This is a genomic window from Paraburkholderia yinzeri (assembly GCF_046581065.1).
Lineage (GTDB): Bacteria > Pseudomonadota > Gammaproteobacteria > Burkholderiales > Burkholderiaceae > Paraburkholderia.
The window spans coordinates 541,596-559,531 of the sequence record NZ_JBFOCJ010000001.1; the positions used below are offsets into that span (position 1 = coordinate 541,596).

The 17,936-nt window shown below is 64.8% G+C and carries 18 protein-coding genes and 1 tRNA gene; 7 read left to right on the forward strand and 12 right to left on the reverse strand.

From position 1 onward, the window contains the following. Positions 1-488: 488 nt before the first annotated feature. The 5 genes from WJ542_RS02595 to WJ542_RS02615 all read right to left on the reverse strand — a co-directional run bounded on the left by WJ542_RS02595 (position 489) and on the right by WJ542_RS02615 (position 3,127). Positions 489-564, reverse strand: a tRNA-Ala gene (locus WJ542_RS02595). Between the two features lie 204 nt (positions 565-768). Beyond that, on the reverse strand, positions 769-1,050 hold the full coding sequence (locus WJ542_RS02600) for a c-type cytochrome (protein ID WP_411190457.1): 282 nt from the start codon (positions 1,048-1,050) through the stop codon (positions 769-771). A 74-nt stretch (positions 1,051-1,124) separates the two neighbouring features. Next, positions 1,125-1,916 (reverse strand): BON domain-containing protein, encoded by a 792-nt coding sequence (locus WJ542_RS02605; RefSeq protein WP_411187596.1) that lies wholly within the window; start codon positions 1,914-1,916, stop codon positions 1,125-1,127. Positions 1,917-1,941: 25 nt separating this feature from the next. After that, positions 1,942-2,529 (reverse strand): phosphoheptose isomerase, encoded by a 588-nt coding sequence (locus WJ542_RS02610; protein WP_027793288.1) that lies wholly within the window; start codon positions 2,527-2,529, stop codon positions 1,942-1,944. A 97-nt stretch (positions 2,530-2,626) separates the two neighbouring features. After that, a complete protein-coding gene (locus WJ542_RS02615) occupies positions 2,627-3,127 on the reverse strand; it encodes a YraN family protein (protein ID WP_411190458.1) in 501 nt (166 codons plus the stop codon). 37 nt (positions 3,128-3,164) lie between these two features. Here WJ542_RS02615 and rsmI point away from each other — a divergent pair, with 37 nt between their 5' ends. Continuing rightward, the gene (rsmI, locus tag WJ542_RS02620; RefSeq protein WP_411187599.1) at positions 3,165-4,058 is read left to right on the forward strand and encodes a 16S rRNA (cytidine(1402)-2'-O)-methyltransferase; all 894 of its coding nucleotides are present in this window, start codon (positions 3,165-3,167) and stop codon (positions 4,056-4,058) included. Positions 4,059-4,112: 54 nt separating this feature from the next. On the opposite strand, the gene WJ542_RS02625 is transcribed toward rsmI, so the two are convergent. Further along, a complete protein-coding gene (locus WJ542_RS02625) occupies positions 4,113-4,715 on the reverse strand; it encodes a septal ring lytic transglycosylase RlpA family protein (protein WP_411187601.1) in 603 nt (200 codons plus the stop codon). Between the two features lie 728 nt (positions 4,716-5,443). On the opposite strand from WJ542_RS02625, the gene WJ542_RS02630 reads away from it, so the two are divergent. The 3 genes from WJ542_RS02630 (at position 5,444) to WJ542_RS02640 (ending at position 7,271) form a co-directional block, all read left to right on the forward strand. After that, a complete protein-coding gene (locus WJ542_RS02630; protein ID WP_411187603.1) occupies positions 5,444-6,088 on the forward strand; it encodes an MBL fold metallo-hydrolase in 645 nt (214 codons plus the stop codon). After that, a complete protein-coding gene (locus tag WJ542_RS02635) occupies positions 6,088-6,708 on the forward strand; it encodes a 3'-5' exonuclease family protein (protein WP_411190459.1) in 621 nt (206 codons plus the stop codon). The genes WJ542_RS02630 and WJ542_RS02635 overlap by 1 nt, the downstream gene beginning before the upstream one ends. 104 nt (positions 6,709-6,812) lie before the next feature. After that, entirely contained in the window at positions 6,813-7,271 is a 459-nt protein-coding gene (locus WJ542_RS02640) for an Lrp/AsnC family transcriptional regulator (RefSeq protein ID WP_027793282.1), read from the forward strand. A gap of 39 nt (positions 7,272-7,310) precedes the next feature. On the opposite strand, the gene WJ542_RS02645 is transcribed toward WJ542_RS02640, so the two are convergent. The 3 genes from WJ542_RS02645 to WJ542_RS02655 form a co-directional block, all read right to left on the reverse strand. Continuing rightward, positions 7,311-8,504: a cation diffusion facilitator family transporter gene (locus tag WJ542_RS02645; protein ID WP_411187605.1), complete on the reverse strand. Its 1,194-nt coding sequence runs from the start codon at positions 8,502-8,504 to the stop codon at positions 7,311-7,313. Positions 8,505-8,978: 474 nt separating this feature from the next. After that, a complete protein-coding gene (locus WJ542_RS02650; protein ID WP_411187607.1) occupies positions 8,979-9,284 on the reverse strand; it encodes an H-NS histone family protein in 306 nt (101 codons plus the stop codon). A 408-nt stretch (positions 9,285-9,692) separates the two neighbouring features. Beyond that, on the reverse strand, positions 9,693-10,361 hold the full coding sequence (locus tag WJ542_RS02655) for a HugZ family pyridoxamine 5'-phosphate oxidase (protein ID WP_411187609.1): 669 nt from the start codon (positions 10,359-10,361) through the stop codon (positions 9,693-9,695). A gap of 306 nt (positions 10,362-10,667) precedes the next feature. On the opposite strand from WJ542_RS02655, the gene WJ542_RS02660 reads away from it, so the two are divergent. Next, on the forward strand, positions 10,668-11,861 hold the full coding sequence (locus tag WJ542_RS02660; protein ID WP_411190460.1) for an MFS transporter: 1,194 nt from the start codon (positions 10,668-10,670) through the stop codon (positions 11,859-11,861). Between the two features lie 135 nt (positions 11,862-11,996). Here the strand turns inward: WJ542_RS02660 and WJ542_RS02665 are convergent, their stop codons facing one another. Next, entirely contained in the window at positions 11,997-13,142 is a 1,146-nt protein-coding gene (locus WJ542_RS02665) for a branched-chain amino acid ABC transporter substrate-binding protein (RefSeq protein WP_411187611.1), read from the reverse strand. Between the two features lie 596 nt (positions 13,143-13,738). Here WJ542_RS02665 and WJ542_RS02670 point away from each other — a divergent pair. Then, complete coding sequence (locus WJ542_RS02670) at positions 13,739-14,437, forward strand: dienelactone hydrolase family protein (protein ID WP_411187613.1); 699 nt, start codon at positions 13,739-13,741, stop codon at positions 14,435-14,437. Between the two features lie 139 nt (positions 14,438-14,576). Continuing rightward, positions 14,577-16,091: an amidase gene (locus tag WJ542_RS02675; RefSeq protein WP_411187615.1), complete on the forward strand. Its 1,515-nt coding sequence runs from the start codon at positions 14,577-14,579 to the stop codon at positions 16,089-16,091. 79 nt (positions 16,092-16,170) lie between these two features. Here the strand turns inward: WJ542_RS02675 and WJ542_RS02680 are convergent, their stop codons facing one another. Next, entirely contained in the window at positions 16,171-16,482 is a 312-nt protein-coding gene (locus tag WJ542_RS02680) for a high-potential iron-sulfur protein (RefSeq protein WP_411187617.1), read from the reverse strand. 143 nt (positions 16,483-16,625) lie between these two features. Next, complete coding sequence (locus WJ542_RS02685; RefSeq protein ID WP_411187619.1) at positions 16,626-17,732, reverse strand: NAD(P)/FAD-dependent oxidoreductase; 1,107 nt, start codon at positions 17,730-17,732, stop codon at positions 16,626-16,628. Between the last annotated feature and the right edge of the window lie 204 nt (positions 17,733-17,936).

Genomic DNA, 17,936 nt, shown 5'->3' on the forward strand with positions numbered 1-17,936 from the left:
GAAGTTTAGGTGATGGGGGCGTGGGTGGCGGGTTTGTTGGGGGTACCGCCCGACGAGCGAGCAAGGGGATGGTCTCCGGCAGACGCCCGATCCCAAAGGCGTAAAACAACGACCCTAGCGGCAAACCACGCGGTGTAGGAATCGTGACATGCCGTGTCCGGACACCCAATGTTTAGGGTTGGTTGAGATCGGGAAGCATTGGTAACAAGCGCAGTAGGCCGCGCGCTCGAATACTCACGCCTACCAAGAATTCAGAAGGTTACGGACGATCAGAACCCTTTTCCAGCTTGGGGGATGCCGCAAGGTTGACTCTCACGCTCGCTGCGGTCCCAGTAGAGTCGTGGCGTGATTTCTACCAATTACCCACGCGGGGTCGAAGTTGAATTAGCGCCACAAATTTGCCACACGTGATGTGCAAAAACCTGCGCCAGAATGCAAAACAACGCACTACATCGCAAGACGTAGTGCGTTGTTTTTATTGAAATTTTTGGTGGAGCGGAGGAGGATCGAACTCCCGACCTTCGCATTGCGAACGCGACGCTCTCCCAGCTGAGCTACCGCCCCAACGAAGCAACGAAGCAACGAAGCAACGAAGCAACGAAGCAACGAAGCAACGAAGCAACGAAGCAACGAAGCAACGAAGCAACGAAGCAACGAAGCAACGAAGCAACGAAGCAACGAAGCAACGAAGCAACGAAGCAACGAAGCAACGATTCTAGCACAGCCAAAATCGTCGTTGGCAAGCACAAAACCTGCCCACCCTCAATATCAATTGGAAGAAGGCGCTCCAGCCAGCACCCAACCCACGACAGTATGAATATCGACGGCACTCATCCCAGGATGAGAAGGCATAGGAATCGCCCCCCAAACCCCGGCGCCACCATCCCGCACCTTCTTCTCCAGCTTGCCTTGGGCGGCAGGATCCCCCTTATACCGTGCAGCGATCTGCTGAAACGAAGGCCCAACAAGCTTGCGATCCACGGCGTGGCAGCCCATACAAGCGTTGTTACGAGCCACAGCCAGCCCATCCGGAGTCGCCCAAGCCCGCATCGGCGCCACCGCAATCACGCCAGCAAGCGCCAACCCCGCAACCAGCAAAACTCGCCGACCGCTCAAAAATCTCATCACAAAGCCTTCCCATTCCCCGGCTCAGCGGGCGACGAGCTGGTAACCGGCGCCGGCGCTTGCTGCTCGATAGGCCGCGAACTCACCGTAGCATCGGGCACGGCGCCCACCATCGGTGCCTCCACGGGATGCGCGGCCGGCGGCGGCGCACTCGCGGCCGCGACAGCGGAAGCTCCCGAACCCTGCCCCGGCTGGATGTACTGATAAACCTTCACAACCTGCTGCACGCCCATGACCTTGCTGGTCGCATCGGCAGCCACGTCCCCTTCCTGCCGCGTCACGAGCCCCAGCAGATAAACCGTGCCGCGCTCGCTCACCACCTTGAAGTCGTTTGCGGAAATATCCTTGTATGCGATCAGTTCGGCCTTCACGCGCCCTTCCAGATACGAGTCGTTAGCCCGCGAGGAGAACGAGCTCGCCGGCTGCACCGCCAGTTCGTTCACCACCGAATCGACATTCGTAATCCCCCGCGCGATGTCCCCGGCCTTCTGCTTCGAGGCGTCGTCCGGTACTTCGCCGGTCAGCAGCACGCGCTGGTTGAACACGGCCACGTTGATATGCGAAGAGTCCGGCAGCTTGTTCGAGATATCCGAAAGCGCCTTCACCTGGATCTCGCGGTCTTCCGTTTGCGAGCCCACCGTGCGCCGGTCGGTCGCCACGAGCGCCGTGCCGCCCGCCGCGCCCGCAATCGCGAGGAAGCAGCCTTGCAGGCTCGCCGAGAGTGCAGCCGCCAATCCGATCGTCAGGGTCGTTCGGGCCAGGGCGCTACTGATGCCGTATCTGCTCTTCAACGTCACTCTCCTTCGTCCTTCGGTGTCAGTCGTCGCCCAGCAGCATCGCGTCGATGCCATCGCACAGGCAGTGAATCGTTAACAGGTGCACTTCCTGGATGCGCGCGGTCCGCTCGGACGGCACGCACAAATGGATGTCGGTATCGGCCAGCGTTTCGTTCACCTTGCCGCCGCCGTTGCCCGTCAGCGCGATCACGATCATTTCGCGTTCGTGCGCTTCTTCGATCGCCGCGAGCACGTTCGCCGAGTTGCCCGAGGTCGTGATCGCGAGCAGCACGTCTCCGGGCTGGCCCAGCGCGCGCACCTGCTTCGCGAAGACCTGGTCGTACGCGTAGTCGTTGGCGACAGCGGTGAGTACCGAGGCGTCGGTGGTGAGCGCGAGGGCCGGCAGGCCCGGGCGCTCGCGTTCGAAGCGGCCGATCAGTTCGGCCGCGAAGTGCTGGGCGTCGGCGGCAGATCCGCCGTTGCCGCACGCCAGTATCTTGTTGCCGTTCGCCAGCGCGGCGAACATCGTGTCGACGGTGGCCGCAATCGGCACCGCGAGGGCTTCCATAGCAGCGAGCTTGAGCGCTGCGCTGTCGCGGAAGTGTTGTTGAATACGTTCGACGGACATCGACTCTCTAATCTGTACTGCGGGTATCGCGAGAAAACCGCTGTTCTGTCAGCGGATGCCCGCAAGTTTAGCGCACTCGCGCGCGTTCTCCGCGCATTCAACTGCCATCGGCGCGGAAGGCGTCGCGTATCCACGTCAGACGTCCGCGTTCGAATGCGATCACGTCGAAGCGGCACGGCGGCGTGGCGCCCCCAGGCTTTTGCGCATTCGCGCGCGTCGCCAGGAAGTAACGCGCGGCGCGCAATACGCGCTGCTGTTTGTGCCACCCCACGCTCGCCGCCGCGCCGCCGTAGTCGTTCCGCGTGCGTGCGCGCACTTCGACGAAAACGAGCGTGCCGTCACGATCGCGCATCACGAGGTCCAGTTCGCCGCCGCGGCAATGCACGTTGCGCGCGACAGGCACGAGCCGTTGGCTGCGCAGAAAGTCGAGCGCGCGTGCTTCGAAACGCGCGCCCGTCGCGCGCGATTGGGCGTTCGACTCGCGACACCCGGAAAAGTTGTCGACGTCCTGAACATTCGCAGCACCAGTGGCACGAGAACGAGCAGGAGAATGCCTCTGCCCTTCCCCCGCCAACGCCCGTTTCCCCGCGTGGCACAATGTCGGCCTCCTCTCTTTCGCTCGCGCGTTCCGTGTCATGACGTCTCCTTCGTCCCTTTCCGAACTCGCACAGGCCCAGCAATATCCGGCCGCCACGCTGTACGTCGTGGCGACGCCAATCGGCAATCTCGCCGACATCACCTTGCGCGCGCTGCACGTGCTCGGCCTCGTCGATCGCATCGCGGCCGAGGACACGCGCAACACGGGCCAGTTGCTCACGCGCTACGGCATGTCGAAGCCGCTCATCGCCGTGCACGAGCACAACGAGCGCGAGGCGGCCGAGCGCGTGATCGATTTTCTGCGCGCGGGCGAGCGCGTGGCCTGCGTTTCGGACGCGGGCACGCCCGGCATTTCCGACCCCGGCGCGAAGCTGGTCGACGCCGTGCGCGAGGCCGGTTTCCAGGTCGTGCCGCTGCCCGGCGCGAGCGCGCTCGCGACCGCGTTGAGCGCGGCCGGCGACTGGGTGTCGACGTTCACGTTCCTCGGTTTCCTGCCGCCGAAGCCGAAGCAGCGCGCCTCCGCGCTGCAGCCGCTCGCCGCGCATGCGCACGCGATGGTGTTCTACGAAGCGCCGCATCGCATCGTCGAAACCGTGCAGGCGCTGGCCGATGCGTTCGGTCCCGCGCGGCGCGTGCTGATCGCCCGCGAATTGACGAAGCTACACGAATCGCTCTATCGCGGCACCCTGGCCGAAGCGCCAGCGTGGCTCGCCGAGGATGCGAACCATCAGCGCGGCGAGTTCGTGCTGGTCGTGGAAGGTGCGAATGCGAGCGAGTCGTCGGAAGAGGATCACGATGCGCTGCTGCGCATGCTGCTGCAGGAAGTGCCCGTGAAGAGCGCGGCGAAAATCGCGGCCACGCTCACCGGCGCGTCGCGCAATGCGCTCTATGCGCGTGCGCTCGAGTTGAAGGAAGAAGGAGAGGGAGACTGAAATGCAGAAGGGCCGCGCATAGCGGCCCTTCCAGGTTCGACGGCAACGCCAGGATCAGCGGTCGCCGTTCGAGATCGCGGCGAGCTGTTCGGCCTGCTCGGCCTTCGCCTCCTCGCGCGGAAGTCCTTCAATGGTCACGCGAGCCGTGCCGGCGTGCTGCACGCCAAGCATCTTCGCAGCAGCATACGAGAGGTCGATCACGCGGCCACGCGCGTACGGTCCGCGGTCGTTGATCTTCACGATGACCGACTTGTGCGTCTCGGGCACGCTCACGCGCACGTAGGAGCCGAGCGGCAGCGTGCGGTGCGCCGCGGTCAGGGATCCCATGTCGAAGCGCTCGCCGCTTGCGGTGCGGCGGCCGTGGAAGGCGCGACCATACCACGAGGCGCGGCCGATCTGGTGGAACCAGGAGACGTCCGGACCATCGCCGATCGGATCGGCGTCGGCGAGCGTCTTGTCGTTGGCGGCGCTCGATGCGGGCAGCGCGGCCAGTGCGGAACCGTAGCCCTGAGGCGCGGCGAAGGCCATGTGCGCGTCCTTGGTGCTGAGCGCGGACCCGTCCGCCTGGTTCTGCGCGCCGGGCGGCATGGCGCAACCGGCCAGCACGGACACGGCGGCAAGACTCCCGAGTCTTCGTCGAGTCAGTCTGAGTTTCATAAGCTAGTCGTCACATGTCGAAGCCCCAGCGTCGTCGTTGCGCGCAACTGTAAGCTTCGGCGGCTACGGGTACGAACCAACCCCTCTCGCGAAAAAACGAGCTCGAGCCGGCACCCGGATGCGACCCCTCATGGGTCACTAACCGCTGGTTATCTTTCACGTCTGGCGCAACCTGTCCCCGGCAGCCTGACCAGACCCCACATGCCGCCATCGAACATGGACTACACGTTCAGGCGCGCCGGTAACACACGGCGCACAGGAACGGCGGCGTAGGCCCCACCCAGCGTCACGGCAGCAAGGCCGTTGCAGGCGCGTAGCGCCTGGCTGGGCAAGACGTGCGGTGCCGAACGGATCGGCACCTGATTTGCCGTCGCTTCAGTCCGCAAAAGGGGCGGTCGTCAGACGACAGCACTGCTTGACGGTGATGCATCGAGACCCTTTTCTGAGCGGGTCGCACCACCTGGTGAAAGCACGTAAAAAACGTGCGCGTTGGGCCGCATTATACCCAAAAGTAATTCCTGTCACGCACGTAACCCCCGAATTTTTATGAACTTTATACGCCGGTGTAACAAATGCGGCGGCCAAAGCCTTGTCAGACAAGGCTTGCCGCCGGATCGCAAACCGCATTCCAGCGGTCGCCGGCGGTCCTCGCTGTGCGCCGGTACAATCGGGTCTCCGATCGCGGTCTGCCGGCCAGGCCGTTCGTTCTCCGCCATCCGCCCAAGCGCATGAAGATCACGCTGATACCCGTCACCCCATTCCAGCAAAACTGTTCGCTTCTTGTCGACGAGGCGACGCAGCGCGCCGCCGTTGTCGATCCTGGCGGCGATCTGGAGCGCATCGAGGCCGAGATCGAGCGCCAGGGCGTGCAGCTCGAAAAGGTGCTGCTCACGCACGGTCACGTGGACCACTGCGCGGGCGCGAAGGCGCTGGCCGCGAAGTTCGGCGTACCGATCGAGGGGCCGCACGAGGACGAGCGCTTCTGGATCGACATGCTGCCGCAGCAAAGCGTGCGCTTCGGCTTCGGTCACGCGGAAGCCTTCGAGCCCGACCGCTGGCTCAATAACGGCGAGACAGTGCGCGTCGGCAACGAAGAGCTGGAGGTCTATCACTGCCCCGGCCACACGCCGGGCCACGTGGTGTTCTTCAGCCGGCCGCATCGCGTCGCGATTGTCGGCGACGTGCTGTTCGCGGGTTCGATCGGCCGCACCGATTTTCCGCGCGGCAATCACGCGGACCTCATCCGCTCGATCCGCGAAAAGCTCTGGCCGCTCGGCGACGATGTCACGTTCGTGCCGGGTCACGGCCCCGCGTCGACGTTCGGCGAAGAGCGCCGCTCCAATCCCTATGTAGCAGACAGCATTCCCGGATGATGAATACCCCCGCCATTGAGGAAATCTACGTCAGCACGGACGTCGAGGCCGACGGGCCGATTCCGGGCCCGCACTCGATGCTCAGTTTTGCATCGGCGGCCTATACCGCCGACAAGCGCCTCGTCGCCACCTTTTCGGCGAATCTCATGACGCTCGAGGGCGCCGCGCCGCATCCCGTGCAGGCCGCCTGGTGGGAGACGCAGCCCGAAGCGTGGGCGGCCTGCCGCAAGGATCTGCAGGATCCAGCCGAGGCGCTCGTGACTTACGTCGACTGGGTCGAGGCGCTGCCCGGCAAGCCGGTGTTCGTCGCCATGCCCGCGGGCTTCGATTTCACCTTCATGTTCTGGTACATGATGCGTTTCGCGGGGCGCTGCCCGTTCTCGTGGTCGGCGCTCGACATCAAGACGCTCGCGTTCGCGATGACGGGCCTGCCGTACCGCAAGTGCATCAAGCCGCGCTTCCCGAAGCACTGGTTCGACGACCACCCTCACACCCATGTCGCACTCGACGACGCCATCGAGCAGGGCGCCCTCTTCTGCAACATGCTGGCCGACTTGCGCGCCCAGCAGGCCGCGAGCGCGCTTGATGGGGACGCGTCAGGGCAAAATGCCGCCAGTTAGAGAACAAATCAGGCGATCTTCCTCATCAGGCGTACTTCGCATTGCGTTTCGTTTTCCTGCCCTCTAACATTCGGGAATAGCAAGACGCAAAAACGGAGGCGCAGTTGACACTCGATACGTTCTCTCAGAAGATCCTGCGCCTGCTACAGCTGGATGCGCGCCGGTCGGTGCAGGAAATCTCGGACCAGGTGGGCCTGTCCAGCACGCCGTGCTGGCGCCGCATCAAGGACATGGAACAGTCGGGCGTGATCCAGCGCTATACGGCGCTGCTCGATCGGGAAAAACTCGGTCTGCACGTCTGCGCGCTCGCGCATATCCATCTCACGCGGCACACCGAAGGCGGCGTCGAGCAATTCGAGCGCGAAATCGCCACTTGCCCCGAAGTCACCGAGTGCTACAGCACCACCGGCGAGTCGGACTACATCCTCAAGATCGTGGCGCCGGACATCAAAGCCTACGATAACTTCCTGCACGAGCGCATCTTCCGCATTCCGGCGGTGGCGCAGGTGCGCACGAGCGTCGTGCTCCGCGAAATCAAGTTCGATACGCAGTTGCCGCTCTGAGGCCCGGGGCGGCCGCCGCGCCGCCGTCAGCCTCAGCCGTCAACCGGCTGCCCGCGGCGTGCCGGCGGGCTCGCCGCGTACCGCGGCAATGGCGTCCGCGCCCACCACGTGCACCACGTCGAGCCGGCTCGCGCCGATACGCCGCTTGATCGTCTCCAGATCCATTTCCGCGAGCCGCGCGATGTCGTCGCTGGCCGCGAGTGCAACCTGCACGGCCAGCCCCGTGCTGAGGTAGTGCAGCGTCACGGCCTCCACATGCACGCCGTGCCCGGCGAACGCCTCGCGCAGGGCATCCGCCAGGGCTTCGCGCGGCAGCAGGCTCGCCACCGACCGCACGTGCATGTCGTCTTCGGGATCGACGTGGATCAACGCGTCGAGCACGCGCGCATCGGTGAGGACGCGCGCACGCGCCGACTCCGCGATGTAGTGCCCCTCGGAGACCGAAATGAAGGGCTCGACGAGGATGTGCGCATCCACCAGCGCGAGGTCGCCGGTCTTGCGGGTGCGCATTTCGTGCACGTCGCGCACGCCCGGCGTGGAAAGCAGGAGCGCGCGCAGGTCGGCGGTCGCGGCTTCGTCGAGCGCTCGGTCGGAGAGGTCTTGCAGCGCGTCCCAGCCGAACACCCAGCCCATGCGCGCCACCATGAAGCCCACGATGGCTGCCGCGATCGGATCGAGCAGCCGCCAGCCCGCCAGGCTACCGATAATGCCGATCGCCACCACGAGCGACGATGCCGCGTCCGAGCGCGCATGCCATGCGTTGGCGATGAGCATCTGCGAGCGCACGCGCTGCGCCTCGCCCAGCATGTAGCGAAAGAGCCCTTCCTTGGAGACGAGCACGAGCAGGGCCACGCCCAGCGCGCTCAGGTGAATGGGCGCAATGGCGCCGAGATCGGCGATGCGCGTTCCCGCGCGCCACAGCATGCCCATGCCGACCGTGATCAGCAGCGCGCCGAGAAAGAGCGACGCGACCGTCTCATAGCGGCTGTGGCCATAGTTGTGATCGGCGTCCGGCTTGGCGCCGCTATGCCGGTTGGCCAGCAAGACCACGAAATCGGAGACGAGATCGGCCAGCGAATGAACACCGTCGGCAACGAGAGCCTGCGAATGCGCAATCACGCCAATCGCGATCTGCAGAACCACGAGCACCGAGTTGACGGCGACACTCACGAGCGTCGTCTTGCGCGCGACTTCGTGTTTTTCCGATGCGAGCGTATCGGTTGTGGAAACCATGAGTTGGAGCTAAAGGGTGAATCAGGATTGGCCGCGATTGTAATCGCGTCAAGCCACCTTTTTCGTGACAACCCTAAAAACCTCTTTTAAATCATATACCTACAAGAACACGACGTATTCGCATTCAACCATGCTCTACATGCGGGATCGGGATAGCAAAAAGCCGCGCGTCGGAACGACAGCGCGGCTCTCTCTTTTTACAATCGGACGGCCAGGTAAGCCCGAGCGCACCTCTGATTCATCGGGATACCCAATGGGGCAGCGGTTCGCTCGTTCCTGCTCGGGCCCAATATGTCTGTCAATACAGCCAGGCGACCATGAAACCGGCTGTGAAGTCCGCTATGAAGCCGGCTATGAATCCGGTCGTAAAGCGCAACGTTAAAGCCGATTGTCAAGCTGATTGCTAACCGATGGCTAAAACGATTGTTCAGCGCGCTGTATAAGCTGCTATACAGCGCACCAGTAAGCAATGCTTTACTTCTGGATCAGAAACTTTTCGCGATCCTTGCCGGCAATCCAGCGCGGCGGCTTGCCGCGGCCCGACCACGTGCTGCCGCTGTCCGGATCCCGATATTTAGGCGCGACGCTTGCGCGCGAACGCGCAGCCTTGGCGCCCTTGCCGCTCGCGCGGCCGCCGCCGAGTTCGGCCAGGGTAATTCCGTAATCAGCCATTTTCTGCTTGATTTCTTCGAGGACCTCGGCATATTCACGTGCCTTCGCCTCTTCAATCTGCTTCTCCAGCTTTTCGCGCTGGGCGAGTAGTTCCTTGTAGGAAGACATGGGTATCCTTGTGGTTTAGACAATTACGGCTACCAGTCTCGCGCCGGTATGCCGACTGACAGATGCTTGCCCCGGAAAGTGGAGGCGAGATTAACACAGAAACCAATCCCGGTAAAAGCGCGTGACAATAAAAATAATAAAAACCTGTTTCAGTATCTTTCCATCGTCGCGACACGCGGAAGGCTTTCATCTGATGCAAATCCGTATTTTTACTAAATACCCTATTCGCCAGATTAATCCCGATACGGCAACGATCAGTTGATGAGAATTAAATGGTTGGAAACATTCTAACATTTCATCAGATGAGAGTTTTGAGCTTATATCGCCCTCGCTCATGCGATATAACTGGACGGCGTCCCAGCACCGCCTCATACCCATAAAGGCAGTTTTCCGATATCTCGAAAAAAATCAGACAGAATGCCGCTCGACGCAATCGGCTAGCACCGCATGCAAGGTTTGCAGATCGGATTGAGGCTCGTCAAAGACGAAGCGCGTGCGCGCGCCATCGACGCCAAGGTCGGCGCCATAGCGATCCACGCCCGCCAGCTCGAGCCCCGCGCGCCGCGCCGGGTGCCGTTCGAACGCTTCGATCAGCGCGGCCTCGTCCGCGGGCGAGAGCGGGTCGAGCTCGTCGAGATCCGCGCCGTCGAGCCAGCCCATCGCGCCAAAGCCGCCGATGTAGCGCAACCGCTCGATGTGCAGCGCCCAGAAAGTGAAGTCGCCGAGCGCGAGGTAGCGCTCCGCGTCCGGGTGGTAGCGCAGATAGCGGCGCGCAACCGCCTCCGCCTGATCCGGGTCCACGGAGGCGTACTGGCCCAGCAGCGTGGCGCGCGGCCCGTTCAGCATGTCGCCGTCCGGCGCGTGGGCGACCAGGAAACCCGCGCGCGGATCACCCAGCAGGTTGCGCGTGTGCTCGGCCAGCCGGCTGATGAGGATCACCGGCCGATGGAACGCATCGGGCGCGAACGGCACGATGCTCGGATACGGAAAGCCGTGCGGCTCGCGGGCATGGGTGGCGAGCGTACCGGTGGACACCTGGTGCAGCAGATGAAGCGGGGCGTGGGCGGGGATCTTCAAGGGGCGTCCTCGGGCAAGGCGGCTTCGTTCGCGTGATCGCTGTGCGCCCACGGCGTCTTGTCGAGAACGAGAAGGCGCGAAAAAACGCGCAAAAAAAGAAAGCGCGTGGAAATGCGGGACGCGTACAGATATTAGAGCACCGCGCGAGTCAGGGTTCGGCAAGACATGCGCGTGTTCGCTAGAATCATCGCTTGCTTTCAGGCAGCTTCCGTTTAGCGTCTTCTTTATGGCGCTGTTACAGCGTCTCTTTTTTCTTCCGGAACCGCCGTGTCCGACCGCACCACCGATCCCGCCCTCGGCGCGCCCATGCCGGCGCACTCGCCTGCCGCCGTGCATGCCGCCCTGCCCGAAGCAACGCGCCGGCGCGCACGCGTCGCCACCATGGCGCTCTTCTTCGTCGCGGGAATGATGTATGCCTCGTGGGGCGTGCACGTTCCCACGGTGCGCGACCGCTTTCACCTGAGCCCCGCTCTGCTCTCGTGCGCGCTCTTTGCCGTCGCGGGCGGCTCGATCGCCGCGATGACGACGATCGGCGGCTGGATCGCGCGCGTCGGCACGCGCCGCGCCTGTCTCGCCGGCGGCCTCACGATGTCGGTCTGCGGCGCCCTGATTCTCGTCGTGCCGTGGTTCTGGATGCTGCTCGCGGTGCTGGCCCTGTTCGGCGTCGGCATGGCCACGCTCGACGTCGCCATGAATGCGGAGGCCAGCGCCGTCGAGGAATCGCTCGGCCGGCCGATCATGTCGTCGCTGCACGGCATGTTCAGCCTCGGCGGCATGGCGGGCGCGGCGATCGGCGGCGCGCTGCTCGCGCGCGGCATGGCGCCCGCGCTGCATCTCGTCCTTGCCTCCGCCCTCGCGGCGCTCGTGCTGCTCGTCTCGTGCCCGGCCGTGCTGCCCCACGTGCCGCACCCCACCCACGGCGAACACGCGAGGACCGGCAACCGCTGGCGCACGCCCGCCCTGTGGGCGCTGGGCGGCATCGCCCTGATCGCGCTGATCGCCGAAGGCGCGATGTACGACTGGGCCACCGTATACATGCGCGATGTCGTGGTCGCCACGCCCGCGCTCGCGAGCGCGGCCTACGCGGCGTTCTCGGGCGGCATGGCCGCGGCGCGCTTCGCCGGCGACGCCGTGCGCGCACGCTTCGGCGCGCCGCAACTGGTGATGGCGAGCGCATCGCTCGCCTGCGCCGGGATGATCGGAGCGCTCGTGCTGCCGTTCACGGTCACTGCCCTCGTCGGCTTCACCCTCATGGGCCTCGGTCTCGCGAACATGATGCCCGTGCTGTTCGCCGCCGCCGCGCGCGTGAAGGGCATCCATGCGGCCGAGGGACTCGCGCACGTCGCGGGCATCGCCTACTTCGGGCTGCTGTTCGGGCCGGTGGTGATCGGCGGCATCACGCAGGTGACGAATCTCACCGTAGGGCTTGCCGTCGTCGCGCTGTGCGCGGCGCTGGTCGCCTTCGCCGCGCCGCGCGTACTGAAGCGCCTCGGGATCTGATCCGCGTCTGTGCCGCCGACGCCGTACGCCAAACCACACGCAAAACCGTTCGCAAAACAAAAGGCACGTGGCCCCGAAGGTCCACGTGCCTTTTCGATTACCGCTGCATGACTGCGCTGCGGCGCAGCCGCGCGATTACATCTTGACGACGTCGAGCAGCGTCTTCTTGCCGCCCTTGTAGTCGTACAGCGAGATCACGCCGTGCTGGAGGTCGCCCTTCGAGTCGAAGGTCGTCTCGCCGATCACGCCCTTGTAGTCGGTGCTCGGCATTTCGGCCAGGATCTTCGCCGGGTCGGTCGAGTTCGCGCGCTTCATCGCGTCGACGATGATGTACACGGCGTCATACGTGAACGGCGCGTAGATCTGGATCGGCTGGCCGAAACGCTTCTCGTACTTGGCTTCGAACTCCTTGCCTTGCGGCATCTTTTCGAGCGCCATGCCCGCTTCCGAACACACGATGTTGTCGGTCGCGTCGCCGGCGAGGTCGGAGAGCTTGTCGGTACAGACGCCGTCACCCGCGAGGATCTTCGCGCGCAGGCCGAGCTGCTTCGCCTGCTTCGCGAACGGGCCGCCGGTGGCATCCATGCCGCCGTACATGATCGCGTCGGGGTTCTCGCCCTTGATCTTCGTGAGAATGGCGCGGAAGTCCACGGCCTTGTCGTTGGTCGCGTCATGCGACAGGACGCTCATGCCCAGCGACTTCGCGGTCTTCTCGAACTCGTTCGCGAGACCCTGGCCGTAGGCCGTCGAGTCGTCGACGATCGCCACGCTCTTCAGCTTCATCGTCTTCGCCGCGTAGTTCGCGAGTGCCGGACCCTGCTGGGCGTCGGTCGCGACGACGCGGTAGGTCGTCTTGAAGCCTTGCTGCGTGTAGGCCGGGTTCGTGGCCGACGGCGAGATCTGCACGATGCCCGCGTCGCTATAAATCTTCGAGGCCGGGATCGACGTACCGGAGTTCAGGTGGCCCACAACGGCGACGACCTTGTCGTCGACGAGCTTCTGCGCGACCTGGGTGGCGGTACGCGGGTCGGCCGCGTCGTCCTGTGCGTCGAGCACGAGCGTGACCTTCTGGCCGCCGATCACGAGACCCTTCGCGTTGATTTCCTCGACGGCGAGACGCGCGCCGTTCTCGTTATCCTTGCCGAGGTGGGCAATGCCGCCCGTCAGCGGAGCGACGTGACCGATCTTGACCGTTTCGTCTGCGAACGATGCCGTGGCAAACGCTCCGAACATCATGACGGCAGCGCTGATCGGCAACAGCTTTTGAAGCTTGATATTCATGTAAGTCTCCAGTTTCGAACCCAAAAGCAACGTAATCGCCCTGGTGCTCCCGCGCCCCGAACGTGTCGCTCCCCTGAGCGGACGACCACGCAGGATGCATCCTTGAATGCACCTGGCCAGCATGCCGTCGGGCCCGCTCATGGCGAGCCGTACCGTCATACTTGCGCGCAAGTGTAGGCGATCAAATTAATTTCGGGGACATTTTTCAGATATTGGTGCGAGTACCAATAGGCTTTCTACAGGGATGCTTCGAGACCCTGAATAATTGAGTTCAAACCTTACACCGCAAGGGTGAGAGAAGATTTTTGCAATACTCTGGAAAGCTCTTCGGAAGCGTCGACGGGCTATTTTTGAGAATGATGGCGAAGCCGCCGAAGGGTGTTCGAAAGCGTCAACGTTTGCGCTCGCTGTCCATGTGCAAACCGCGTGCGGAGCGGGTCGATTCAATTAAGCATGCTATTAAACGTATGCGAACATATTGAATGGGAGAACCCGGCGCAGGAACGAGGCGCGCTGCAGGCTCAGGCAAGGGTGTGGCAAACTGGCCCCCCGAATTTCGCGGCAACGCGACCGACCAGGATCAGAAGGAGAGTAACGTGAGCGTTTCGACTCGTTGGATCGACATTCCCGCCGGCAACGACAGCTTCGGCGGCTATCTCGCGCGACCGAAGGGTGGCAAGGGCCCCGGCATCGTGATCATCCAGGAAATCTTTGGCGTCAACGACCATATCCGCGACGTGGTCGAGCAGTACGCGCTCGACGGCTACGTCGCCATCGCGCCGGATATCTTCTGGCGCACCCAGCCGCGCGTCGAACTCGACTACGTCGGCGCCGACCGCGACAAGGGCATCGAACTGCTGCAAAAGACCGACGTGAAGCTCGCCGTGCAGGACATCGCCGCAACGGCCGCGGCGTTGCGCGCCCTGCCCGAGTGCACGGGCAAGGTGGCGACGGTCGGCTACTGCTTCGGCGGCCGCCTGGCCTATCTCGCGGCGGCCGAAGGCTCGGTGGATGCAGCGGTCGCCTATTACGGCGGCGGCATCCAGAACGCGCTCGACCTCGCCGGCAAGGTGAAGGCGCCGATCCAGTTCCATTACGCCGAAAACGATCACGGCATTCCGCTCGACGCCGTGGGCCAGGTGCAAGCGGCCTTCGCGGGCCGCGACAACGCCGAATTCCATCTGTACCCGAACGCCGATCATGGCTTCAACTGCTCGGTGCGCGCGTCGTACAACCAGCACGCCTCCGGGCTTGCCCACGGACGCACGCTGACGTTCCTCGCCGAGCGTCTGTAAGCTGGCCTCTGCACCTTTGCCGGCCGCGCTGCCCGCTATCGCGGCGCGCTGCCGGCGTCACGGGCACGCGCCGCGGCCCGTCGCACGCCGCCCGCTGTCACCGCCGCGTCTCGTTTTTTCGAAAGCAGGAGACCCAGCCTTGCAGTCCGACTATCTGGAATACGACGCCATCGGCCTCGCCGAGCTCGTGAAGCGCAAGGAAGTGAGCGCACGCGAACTGCTCGATACCGCCATCGCGCGCGCGGAAGCCGTCAACCCCGCGATCAACGCGATCGTGCTCAAGGACTACGAGGCCGCGCGCCTGCGCACGCGCGCCATCGAGGCGAACGGCAACGGCGCCGATACGCTCGCCGACGGGCCGCTCGCAGGCGTGCCGTTTCTCGTAAAGGATCTCGGCGCGACCGTGGCCGGGCTGCGCCTGACCTACGGCAGCCGCCACTACCGGCACTACGTGCCTGCCGAAGACAGCCCGGTCGTCACGCGCATTCGCGCGGCGGGCCTCAACATTTTCGGCAAAACGAGCGCCTCGGAACTGGGCCAGATGCCCTACACCGAACCGGAACTGTTCGGTCCGTGCCGCAATCCGTGGAATCTCGACCACACGCCGGGCGGATCGAGCGGCGGCGCGGCAGCCTCGGTGGCCGCCGGCGTCGTGCCGCTCGCGCATGCCTCGGACGGCGGCGGCTCGATCCGCATTCCGGCTTCGTGCTGCGGCCTCTTCGGGTTGAAGCCGTCGCGCTCGCGCCAGGTGCCCACGAACGTAGCGCCGGCGCCGGGCGCGCTCGGCGTCGATCTGGCCGTTTCGCGCAGCGTGCGTGACAGCGCGCTGATGCTCGATCTCCTGGCGGGCGACCCCGAGCTCGCTCCCGGCGCGCCGGGCACGTTCCTCGCGGCCGCCCGCGAGCAGAACGGCTTCGCGAAGCCGCTGAACGTTGCGCTCATCACCGATCCGATGTTCGCCTTCGAGCTCTCGCCCGAAGTGCGCGCCGCCGTGGACGACGCCGCGACGCTCGTCGCTTCGCTCGGACATCGCGTGGAACCGGTGACGCTGCCGGTCGACTTCGCCGCTGCGCGCGAAGCGTTTCTGATGCTGTGGTCGGTCGTGGCGGAGCAGATGGTCCTCAAGGCCGACCAGATCACGGGCACGCGGCCGCGCCGCCAGGACTTCGAGATTGCGACGTGGGCGATGGCGCACATCGGCAGCAAGCTCGGCGAGCGCGAGCTGCCGGGCGCACTCGACGTGCAGCAGCGCATTACGACGCAGCTCGCCGACCTGATGACGCGCTACGACGTGATCCTCTGCGCGACGCTCGCCGCCGCGCCGGTGAAGATCGGCGAGCTGAAGCCGTCGCAAGCCGAGCGCCTGCAGATGCGCGCGGTCACGGCCATGCCCATGGAAGCGTTGATGAGAAAACTGCTGACGGAGGCGTCGAACAAGGCGTTCGCGTGGGCGGGAGGCACCGAGCTCTTCAACATGACGGGCCAGCCCGCGATGACGGTGCCGCTCTCGTGGAGCGCGCGCGGCTTGCCGATTGGCGTGCAGTTCGCGGCGCGCGAGGGCAATGATGCGCTGCTGGTGCGCCTTGCGGCGCAGCTCGAAGCGGCGCGTCCGTGGTTCGGGCGGCGCCCGCCGCTCCTTCAGGCGCGCAGCTAGCGCGCCGCGCGCTCAGTGACGCGTAGTGCCGCGCGCTGATGAAGCGCGGCACACAGTACCGCGGTACGATCGCGGCCGGTCAGGCCTTCTTGTTATAGGCGCTGCACCAGCCCTTGCCCGCCACCTCTTTGCCGCCGAACATCGGGCACGGCGCCCAGGCGTCGGCCGCCTTGCCCTGGTAGAACGTGCAGTTGCTGCAGTCCTGACCGGCGGCGTATTTCGCGAACTTCGCCTTGTCGACCTTGCTGGCGTCGGCCTTGTAGCCGAGCGCCTGGGCCGTGGGATCGGATTCGCTGGCCTTCGGGGCATCGGCGAATGCCTGGCGCGACAGCGCGACGGTGGCGGCAACACCCATGCTCGTGATCAGAAAGCTGCGGCGGGACGATTTCATAAGACTCACTCCACTCCAGTATGTAGGGCTAAACGCCGTTCTGACGACAGCGTCGCGCAAGCATAGCAACGAAGCACCGCGGAATTTCGTTGCAATTCCGGAGATAAGAGAGCCGTATCAATCGGGGATAAGAATCACTCCGCTCAAGCGGCTCCGGCCAGTTCGCACACGCGCTGGGCTATGGCGAGCGAAGCCGTCAGCCCCGGCGACTCGATGCCGAACAGGTTGACGAGACCGCGCACGCCGTGAGCGGCGGCGCCCTGGATCATGAAATCGGCGGCGGGCTCGCCGGGACCGGAGAGCTTGGGCCGGATGCCTGCGTAGGCCGGCTGCAGCGCGTCGTCGGGCAAGGCCGGCCAGTAGCTGCGGATCTGCGAGTAGAACGCATCGGCGCGATGCGGATCGACGTCGTAGTCGATCGAGTCGATCCATTCGACGTCCGGGCCGAAGCGCGCCTGGCCGCCCAGATCGAGTGTTAGATGGACGCCGAGCCCGGCCTCGTTCGGCATCGGATAGATGAGCCGCGAGAACGGCACGCGCCCCGACACGCTGAAGTAATTGCCGCGCGCGAGGTAAAGCGGCGGGACGTGGCGCGCGTCGAGCCCGCGAATGCGCCGCGCGAGCTTGTTGGCCGCGAGCCCCGCGCTGTTGACGACGCAAGCCGCGCGCAGCACCGTCGGCGCCTCGCCGCCCACCTTCACGACGAAGCCGTTCGCGGTCGCATCGATGGCCTCGACGGGCGACTTCAGCGCGATGACTGCGCCGTCGCGCTCGGCGTCGCCCTGCAGCGCGAGCATCAACTGGTGACTGTCCACGATGCCGGTCTGCGGCGAGTACACGGCCGCCACGCATTCGAGCGCCGGTTCGAGCGCCAGCGCCTCGGACCCGCTGATGCGCGTGAGGTCGAACACGCCGTTTTCCTTGCCGCGCGCGAGGATCGCCTCGAGTTGCGGAATCTGGTTGGGCGCCGTGGCGACCAGCAGCTTGCCGCAGCGCGCATGCGTGACGTTGCGCGAGGCGCAGTAGTCGTAAAGCATCTCGCGTCCGCGCACGCAGAGCGTGGCCTTGAGCGAGCCGCGCGGGTAGTAGAGCCCCGCGTGGATGACTTCGCTGTTGCGCGAACTCGTGCTGGTGCCGATGGCGTCGGCGGCTTCGAGCACGATGACCTCGCGTCCGCGCGCCGCGAGCGAGCGCGCAATCGCGAGCCCGACCACGCCCGCGCCGATGACTACACAGTCGATCTGATCCATGTCTGGGCGTCTGCCTCTGCGCCGACAGCCGGGATTCGGCCCGCGACGCAATCCTCTCGGTAGGGTTGATGGCGTGCGAAGCACACCGTCGCTTCAAGGAAATTGTACGCCCTGTGGCGACGCAGCAAAGATGGGACATGCGGCAAACGCGCGGCGCCGCACCGTGCGACGCCAACCGACCCTTAATTCGGCGCCGCCGAATGC